This is a genomic window from Microbacterium sp., assembly GCF_039812165.1.
Taxonomy (GTDB): Bacteria; Actinomycetota; Actinomycetes; order Actinomycetales; family Microbacteriaceae; genus Microbacterium.
On record NZ_JBDIAB010000120.1, the window covers coordinates 1 to 9,031 of the forward strand.

Consider the following 9,031-nt stretch of genomic DNA (forward strand, 5'->3'; position numbering starts at 1 on the left):
TCGCGGCGCTGGTCGCGGTCGCGGCGATCGTGTTCGCGCTGCTCGCGGGGGCGGGCTGATGCGACGGCGCGTCGCCGTCGGACTGTCGGCCGGTGCGGCCGCTCTCGCCCTCCTCGTCGCGCTCGGCGTCGTCTGGCCCGGGCTGGACGCGCAGCAGACCCCGCCGCGCGACGCGTCGGTCTGGGTGCTGCAGTCCGACGGCCTGCGCTACGGGCGGGTGAACACCGCGATCGACGAGCTCGACACGGTGCGCAGCGTCAGCAACCCCAGCCGCCTGATCGACAACGGGGCGGGCGCGTACCTGTTCACCGACAGCGACACCAAGGTCGTCCGCATCGACGAGGCCTCGCCCGTCGACCTCGACCCGGCACGACTCGAGACGGCGCCGTCGGCTCCCGCGGGCACGGTCGAGACGTCGGCCGCGGGCGACTTCGTCGCCTACCGCACCGACACCGGCGCGGTGTTCGCGGGGCGGCTGTCGGCCGGGTCGGTCGCTCAGGTCGATCCCGGCGGATCGGGCGGCGAGACGCGGACGCCGTACACCGCGGACGCCGTCGCGGTGGACCGGAACGGGATGCTGTTCAGCTTCTCCCGTCGTGCGGGCGCGGTGCTGCGGTTCGACATCGCCTCGTCGGCCGTGCGCGGCGAGGACGCGGTGGACGCCCGGCCCGCGGCGCCCGCCATCACGGCGGGCGGCGGAGACTGGGTCGTGCTCGACACCGACGACGGCCGCTACTGGCGGCGCGGCGGGCAGGGCGAGGCATCCGTCGGCACCACGGGGGCGATCGCGGTGAGCCGCCCGGATCCCGACGCCGACGCCGTGTACGTCGCCGACGAGGTCGGGATCGTGCGCATCCCCGCCCGCTCCGGCGAGCCCGAGACCGTGCACTCCGGCGGCACGAGCACGCGCGGCACCCCGGCGCGCCCGATCGTGCACGACGGCACGGTCTTCGGCGCGTGGCTCCCGGAGGGCGCAGGTCCCGGTACGCTGTGGAGCTCGGCGGACGGGACGACCGCGCTCGACTACGGCGCCGGCACGCTGCCCGAGCAGCGCCGGCCCGTGTTCGTCGACACCGGCGACACGGTCGTGCTCAACGACGCGCGCTCCGGATGGGTGTGGACGGCGCCCGGCGGCGCGCTGCTGCCGTCGACGCAGGACTGGACGCTCGACGACCGCCCGCAGACCGCGCCGCAGCTCAGCGAGGAGCAGCTGCCGGTCGTGCTCGAGCCGAAGCCGCCGATCGCCGAGCCGGATGCGTTCGGCGTGCGGGCGGGGGCGCTCGTGGCCCTCCCCGTGCTCCTGAACGACCACGACCCGAACGAGGACGTGCTGAGCATCGACCCCGCGAGCGTCACCGGGCTCGACCCCGGCTTCGGCACCGTCGCCACGACCGACGACGACCAGCGGCTCGCGATCCGCGTCGCCCCGGACGCCACCGGCGCGGCGACCTTCAGCTATGCGGTCACCGACGGCACCGCCCCGGACGGCCTGGCCTCGGCGCCCACGACGGTCACCGTGCACGTGGTGGGCGCGGCATCCGAGTCGCCCCCGGAATGGTGCGGCGTGGTCGGATGCCGGCAGACCTGGCCCACCCCGCAGGTCACGCGCGGCGGGACGGTGACCGTCCCCGTGCTGGCGGACTGGGTGGACCCGGAGGGCGATCCGACCCTCCTCCTGTCGGTCGTGAACGAGTCGGGCGTGGGCTCGGTGGCCGCGACGCCGTCCGGCGACGTCGTCTACCAGCACAGCGACGACGGGTCGGGCGGCGACCAGACCGTCGACCTCACCGTCACGGTCGCGGACGCGCGCGGGGCGACCGCGTCGCGCACCCTCACGATCGACGTGCGCGCCGACGCGCGCCCGGCCGTGCACTCGTTCGCGGTCGTCGACACCGCGGGCGCACCCCTCACGGTCGACGTCGCGCCGCACGTCACCGGGGCGGCGGGCGACGTGACGGTCACGGCCGCGCGCGTGCTCGACGACGTCACCGCCACCACGACGATCGTCGGCGGCACGACGCAGTTCGACTTCTCGGCGCCCGAGCCCGGCGTCTATCGCGTCGCGATCACGGTGCAGGCGGGCGACCGCGAGGCCGAGGGGGTCGTGCGCATCACGCTGCTGCCCGCCGACGCGCCGCCGAACCTGTCCACCGCGCCGGTCATCGCGTTCGTGCGGCCCCAGGCCGACGCGACCGTCGACGTGTTCGCCGCGGTGTCGAACCCGACCCGCCGCGTGCTGCTGCTGAGCGACGTCGTGGCGCGCCCGGCGGCGGGGGCCACGCTGTCGGTGGACGCGGTCGGGCAGAGCCAGCTGCGGGTGTCGGGCACCACGGCCACGGGGGAGGCGGGCGTCCTCGGCACCGTGGCGTACCGGGTCAGCGACGGCACCGCCGACGCCGGCGCGTCGGTCGACGGCGAGGCGACCGTGTACCTGCTGCCCCCGGCGCCCGAGCTCGCGCCCATCGCGGTGGACGACACCGTCGTCGTGCGCGCCGGCGCCCAGGTCGACATCCCCGTGCTCGAGAACGACATCGCCCCGTCGGGCCTGCCGCCGCGCATCGACCCGGCCTCGGTGCGCTCGTCGTCCGACGAGGCCCTCGCCTTCGCGTCGGACGACCTCGTCCGCTACCTCGCGCCGAGCACGCCGGGCATGCACACGATCTCGTACTCGGTGTTCTCGGTGGGCGCGCCCTCGCTCGTCGACACCGCGACGGTGCGCGTGCGTGTGCTCGCCGGCGAGGAGAACCGCGCGCCGCTGCCCGAGAACCTGTCCGGGCGCGTGCTGAGCGGCCTGTCGACGTCCATCCCGTTCGACGGCTTCGGCGAGGACCCCGACGGCGACGTCGTGCGGCTCGACCGCATCCTGCAGCAGCCGGATGCCGGCTCGGCGGCGATCTCGGCCGACGGCACCGCGATCGTGTACACGAGCGTCCCCGGCGACAGCGGTCAGCACTCGTTCCGCTACCGCGTGGTGGACGCCTTCGGCGCGACGGGCGAGGCGACCGTGCGCGTCGGCGTGCTCGGCGGCGACGCGAACCCGAGCCCCATCACCTACACGGACTACGTGCACGTGCAGGCGGGCGCGGGCAACGTCGTGCGGGTGCGTCCGCTCGCCAACGACCTCGACCCGCGCGGCGGAGCCCTGGAGATCACCGGCGTCCGTCCCGACGTGCCCGAGTTCGCCCAGGACGGCTCGCCGACGCAGGAGTTCCGTCGCCTGGAGGGGCAGGTGCGCGGCGTCACCGCCCGCACGGTCACGATCGCCGCGGGCGACGAGCCGTCGACGATGTCGTTCCTGTACGACGTGGAGTCGTCGTCGGGCAACACCGCGCGCGGGCTCATCGTCGTCAAGGTGGTCTCGGAGCGCGTGCCCGACTATCCGGTGGTCGCTGACACGGTGCTCACCGCGGCCGATCGCGCCGACTTCGTCACCGGCGTCGACGTGCTGCGCGGCAAGGTGTCGTGGACGGGCGGCGACGACCGCGGCCTGACGCTCGGCCTGTGGGGGAGCCCCGACGACGTGCGCATCGACGGCGATCGCCTGCGCGGCACGCTCACGCCGCAGAGCCGCATCGTCCCCTTCTCGGTGACCGGCCGCGGCGTCGGGGGCGAGGAGGTCACGACCTACGCGTTCCTGCGCGTGCCCGCCGCCGCCGATCTGACCCTGGCGCTGCGCGGCGGCCTCGAGCCGATCGAGGTCGACGAGTCCGGCGAGGCGACCTTCGACATGGCCGACCTCGTCGCGCGCGAGCGCGGCGTCGGGCTCGAGGTGGGCGCCGAGGTGCGCGCCTCGGGCGCGCGACCCGCGGCATCGTGCGAGCGCGACGCCGGAACCCTGGTGCGCTACCGGGCAGGGCAGGGCGCCCCGTGGGCCGACTCGTGCCGCGTGCCGGTGCGCGTGGCCGGCGGCACGGACTGGACGTACCTGTCGGTGCCGATCGCGGTGTCGGCCGCCGAGCCGCAGCCGACGCTGTCGGCGGCGTCGCTCACGGTGGCCCCCGGCGAGACGGCGACGTACGATCTCGTGCGGCTCACCGGATGGCAGTCGCGCGCCGACTGGGCGGCGATCCGGTACCAGGTCGACGACGTCGCCGCGTCGTTCGACGTCGCCCTCGCCGGCAGCGTCCTGACGATCGTCGGCCACGACGACGCCGTCCCGGGCGCCGAGGAGTACGTCGTCGTGAACGTCACCAGCCACGCCGCGGTGGCGCCGGCCCGTCTGACCCTGCGGGTGGGTGCGGCGCCGCCGAGCCTGCCGGCAGGCGGATCGGTCGTGCAGCAGTGCACGCAGTCGGCCGGCGCGTCGTGCGCCGTCACGGTCGTGGGCGCGCTCGGCGAGGTGAACCCGCTCGCGGGCACGTCGCTCGAGCTCGTCGAGGTGCGCCCCACCGGCGTGTGCACGGGCATCTCGTTCGCGGTGACGTCGCCGTCGCAGGTGACCGCGTCGTGGACCCCGGACGCCCCCGGCGCCACGTGCACCGCGTCGTTCACGCTTCGCGACGCGCAGGGTCGGCGCACCACGGGGGAGCGCGACGGTCGGCTCGTGCTCGAGCTGCAGGGCTTCCCGCAGACGCCGGCCAGCGTCGCCCAGGCCGCCTACGGCAACGGCACGCTGACCCTGCACGTCGACCCGGGGGCGGCCGGCCTCGCGTTCCCGGCCGTGACGGGCTTCGAGGTGCGCAGCGCCGGCGCGGTCGTCGCGACCTGCTCGCCCGCGGGCGACTGCCCGGCCGTCGCCGCGCCCAACGGCGAGCAGCGCGAGTACGAGGTGGGGGCGGTCAACGCGATCGGCACGTCGCACCAGAGCGTGCGGACCGTCGCGTGGGCGTACGCGCCGCCGGCCGCCCCCGCCGCGGTGTCGGCGGCTCCCGTGGTCACCGCGGGCGGCGGCGGCATCGTCTCGCTCGCGATCGACGGGGTGGATGCCGCGGCCACCGGCTCGCTCGAGATCGTCAGCCCCGTCGGCGAGACCGCGGTCGTCGCCGTCGGCGCGGGGCAGACCCGCGTCGTGCTGCCCTCGTTCACGGTCGGCGCGAACACCGCGACGGCGGTCACGATCACGCCGCTCTCCCGGTTCCCCGTGCCGCCCGGGGTCGGGCCCGGCCCCGGCGGCGGGACCGTCGTGGTCCTCGCCGGCGGCGTCGGCGCGCCCGTCCAGGCCGCGCTCACGCTCACCGCGACCTCCGCCGGCGGCGGCCTCGCGGATGTCGACGCGGTGGCATCCGCCCTCCCCGGCGGCGACGGCGCGCAGCTGCGCTGGGGCATCGTGCCCGGGGGGCAGTCGTGCACGACCTCGCCGGACGGGCAGACCCGGCGCTTCGCGGGACTGCCGGACGGACGGCTCTACACGTTCGACCTGTGCGTGGAGTCCTGGATCGGCGGCCAGTCGTACGGGCGCGCCACCGTGAGCGCCGACGTCCGCGCCGTGCAGAGCGGCGCGGCGCCGACCGGCTACACGTTCGTCGTCGGACCGACGCCGCACTACGACGCCGGCGGCGGCCGCGCGGACTGGACGATCGACGTGCCGCCCGCATCGCCGGAGACGCCGCCCAACGAGAACGTGGTCGCCTTCTCCGGATACCCGTCCGGCGTGTTCGACGTCGATCCCGGCATCGGCGTCCGCTACGACCACGTGGCCGGCTGGTGGCAGTCCGCGTGGGGCGCCGCCACCCCCGCCCCCGGCAGCGCGCCGTACCAGGTGCAGGCGCGCTGGTGGGTCGACGCGTGCATCGGCGGCGGCAGGCTGTCGCCGCAGGCGACGTCGTCCGGAGGGCTCGCGAGCGTCGGCTTCACCGTCGACGCCGTCCAGTACCTCGACGCGGCGGGCACGCCGCTCGCCGCCCCCGACCCGTGGCAGGTGCCGGTGGGCGCGGCGAGCGTCGCCGGCATCGGGGTCGTCGTCGACTGGTCGGCCCAGGGCTGGGGCCTGCAGCCTGCCGTCACGACCTTCTCCGCCGTCTGCAGCCCCAACCTCCCGCCCGCACCGTGAACCGAGACCGAGGACCGAGATGACCATCACGCAGGAGCAGGCGACCTGGTTCGCGCAGACCTTCGCACAGCTCGCCGACAACGTCGAGCGCGCCGTGCTCGGCAAGCGCCACGTCGTCGAGCTGGTCCTGACCGCGCTCCTCAGCGACGGCCATGTGCTCCTGGAGGACGTGCCCGGCACCGGCAAGACCTCGCTCGCGCGGGCGATCGCGCAGTCCGTGCAGGGCACGACGACGCGCATCCAGTTCACGCCCGACCTGCTGCCCGGCGACATCACCGGCATCACGGTCTACGACCAGAAGAGCGGCGAGTTCGAGTTCCATCCCGGCCCCGTGTTCGCGACGATCGTGCTGGCCGACGAGATCAACCGGGCGAGCCCGAAGACGCAGTCGGCGCTCCTGGAGGTCATGGAGGAGTACCGCGTCACGATCGACGGCGTGAGCCGCCCGGTCGGGGCCCCGTTCCTCGTGCTCGCGACGCAGAACCCCGTCGAGCAGGCCGGCACGTACCGCCTGCCCGAGGCGCAGCTCGACCGCTTCCTGCTGCGCACGTCGCTCGGCTACCCCGACCACGCCGCGACGGTGCGCATCCTCGACGGCGCCGCCGTCGCGACCGAGCAGCTCCCGCCGATCATCACGCCCGACGCGCTCGTCGGCATGGCCGAGCTCGCCGGGACCGTCTACGTCGACGCCCTCGTGCTCGACTACATCGCGCGGCTCGTCGACGCCACGCGGTCGGCCGACCAGGTGCGCCTGGGCGTCAGCATCCGGGGCGCCCTCGCGCTCACGCGCGCGACCCGCACGAGCGCGGCCGCGCAGGGGCGCACCTACGCGACGCCCGACGACGTCAAGCGGCTGGCGATCCCGGTGCTCTCGCACCGGCTCATCCTGCACCCCGAGGCCGAGTTCGACGGGGTCACAGCCGAGGCCGTCGTCGGCCAGGTGCTGCTCGACGTGCCGCCGCCGACCCGTCAGGAGGGGCCGTGACGCCGGCCGGACATCGGATGCCGGGGGCCTCGCCGTGACCAGCGGAGAGACCCGCATCACGCGCGCGGCCGGCGTCGACGAGCGCACCGAGGTCACGTCGGCGCGCAGCCGTCGCATGGTCGGCGTGGTCGTCCGCGCGGCGGCGCTGTGGCGCTCGGCGCGTCGAGGGACACGTGCCGCGCTGCAGTGGGCCGCACGCACGATCCGCCCGGCCGGCGTGCTGGCGCTCGCCGCGGCGACGGTCGGCACCGTCCTCGGCCTCGTGTTCGGCTGGATGGAGTGGATCGTCGCGGGCGCCGTGGCCGGCGTCCTGCTGCTCATGAGCGTGCCGTTCCTGTTCGGCACGCGCTCGTACGACGTCGCGCTCGCGCTCGGGCACCGTCGCATCGTCGCCGGCGAGGGCGTGAGCGCGCGCGTCATCGTGCGCAACGGCGGACCGCGCATCGTGCTGCCCGGCCGCATCGACGTGCCCGTGGGCGACGGCCTCGTCGAGTTCGACGTGCCGATGCTGCGCGCGGGCCGTGAGACGGTGCGGATCGTCGACCTGCCGCCCCAGCCGCGCGGCATCGTCACGGTGGGCCCGGCGACCACCGTGCGCAGCGACCCGATCGGGCTGCTGCGGCGCGAGCGCTCGTTCGCCGAGGTGTTCGACCTCTACGTGCACCCGCGCACCGCCGTGCTGCCCAGCACCGGAGCCGGCATCGTGCGCGATCTCGACGGCACCCCGACGCGGCGCCTCGTCGACGCCGACATGTCGTTCCACGCGATCCGCGAGTACGCGCCGGGCGACGCGCGACGCCAGATCCACTGGAAGTCCACCGCCAAGACCGGCCAGCTGATGGTGCGTCAGTACGAGGAGTCGCGGCGCTCGCGCATGGCGGTCGTGCTGGGGCTCGCCGAGCCCGAGCACGCCTCCGACGACGAGTTCGAGCTGGCGGTGAGCTGTGCCGCCTCGCTGGCCCTGCGCGCCGTGCACGACGCGCGCGACCTCGACATCGTGGTCGGCGCGGACATCCCGCGGGTCGTGCGCAGCCGTCTGCGGGCGATCCGCCACCTGCCGTCCGGCGCGCCGCGGCTCCTCCTCGACGCCTTCAGCGGCGTCGAGCGCCTCACGAACACCATGCCGATCGAGGAGGTGTGCCGCCTGACCGCCGAGGCCACCGCGCGTCTGTCGATCGCGGTCGTGGTCGTGGGCTCCCGGGTCGGCCTCACGCGCCTGCGCCAGGCCGCGCTGTGCTTCCCCGACGACACCGTCGTGATCGCCGTCATCTGCGACGAGAGCGCCCACCCGCGCACGCAGGTGTTCGGCGGGCTCGCCGTCTTCACCGTCGGGGTGCTCGACGACCTCGCCGGTCTCCTGCTCAGGGGGGTGTCGTCGTGAACGCGCCGCGTCGCCGCATCCTCGTGGGCGCCGCTTACGCCGCCGCCTCGGTCGTCCTGGGCGCCGTCGCGGCGTGGCCGATCTATCGCTCCGGTGCCTTTCTGGTCCTCGTGGGCGCGGCATCGGTCGTCGCGGCGGGCATCGCCGTCGTGGTCGCGAGGCGGCGCTGGGGCGCGTGGACCGCCGCCGGGCTGATCGCCGCCGCCGTCCTCGTGACGGGCGTGCCGCTCGCCGTGCCCTCCCGGCTCGGCGGCCCCCTCGACCTGCTGCGGGGACTCGGCGACGTGGCACTGGGCGTCGCGGTGGGATGGAAGGACCTGCTCACGGTGACGCTGCCGGTCGGCTCGTACCGCAATCTGCTCGTCCCCGCACTCGTCGTCTTCCTCGCCGGGGTGTGCGCGACGCTCCTGCTGTCGTGGCGCGAGGGGCGGGTGTCGTACCTCGCCGTCGTGCCCGCGATCGCGATGCCGGTCTTCGGCCTGCTGTTCGGGCGCACCACGCTGAGCGCACCGCTGGGGTGGGGGCCGTTCGCGCTGCCGGCCCCGGCGGAGTCGCTCGTCGGGGCGACCGCGCTCGTCGCCGGCGTGCTGTGGCTCTCGTGGCGCCATCGCGAGGAGCGCGTGCTGGCGCTCCACCGCGCCGCGGCCGCCGGCGGACTGCGCGTGCGCCGCCGGCC

The 9,031-nt window shown here is 75.5% G+C and carries 3 protein-coding genes and 1 pseudogene; all 4 read left to right on the plus strand.

Features of this window, described 5'->3' with window-relative positions:
• Positions 1-58: 58 nt before the first annotated feature.
• Positions 59-5,989: an Ig-like domain-containing protein gene (locus WML84_RS10005; protein WP_347346000.1), complete on the plus strand. Its 5,931-nt coding sequence runs from the start codon at positions 59-61 to the stop codon at positions 5,987-5,989.
• Between the two features lie 19 nt (positions 5,990-6,008).
• A complete protein-coding gene (locus tag WML84_RS10010) occupies positions 6,009-6,974 on the plus strand; it encodes a MoxR family ATPase (protein WP_347346001.1) in 966 nt (321 codons plus the stop codon).
• Positions 6,975-7,008: 34 nt separating this feature from the next.
• On the plus strand, positions 7,009-8,355 hold the full coding sequence (locus tag WML84_RS10015) for a DUF58 domain-containing protein (protein ID WP_347346002.1): 1,347 nt from the start codon (positions 7,009-7,011) through the stop codon (positions 8,353-8,355).
• Positions 8,352-9,031 (plus strand): annotated as a pseudogene (locus WML84_RS10020) (transglutaminase); the annotation flags it as partial. The gene WML84_RS10015 and the pseudogene WML84_RS10020, both read left to right, overlap by 4 nt.

Coding starts and splice junctions, on each gene's coding strand:
- WML84_RS10010 (WP_347346001.1), top strand. CDS start 6,009: ATGACCATCACGCAGGAGCAGGCGACCTGGTTCGCGCAGACCTTCGCA.
- WML84_RS10005 (WP_347346000.1), top strand. CDS start 59: ATGCGACGGCGCGTCGCCGTCGGACTGTCGGCCGGTGCGGCCGCTCTC.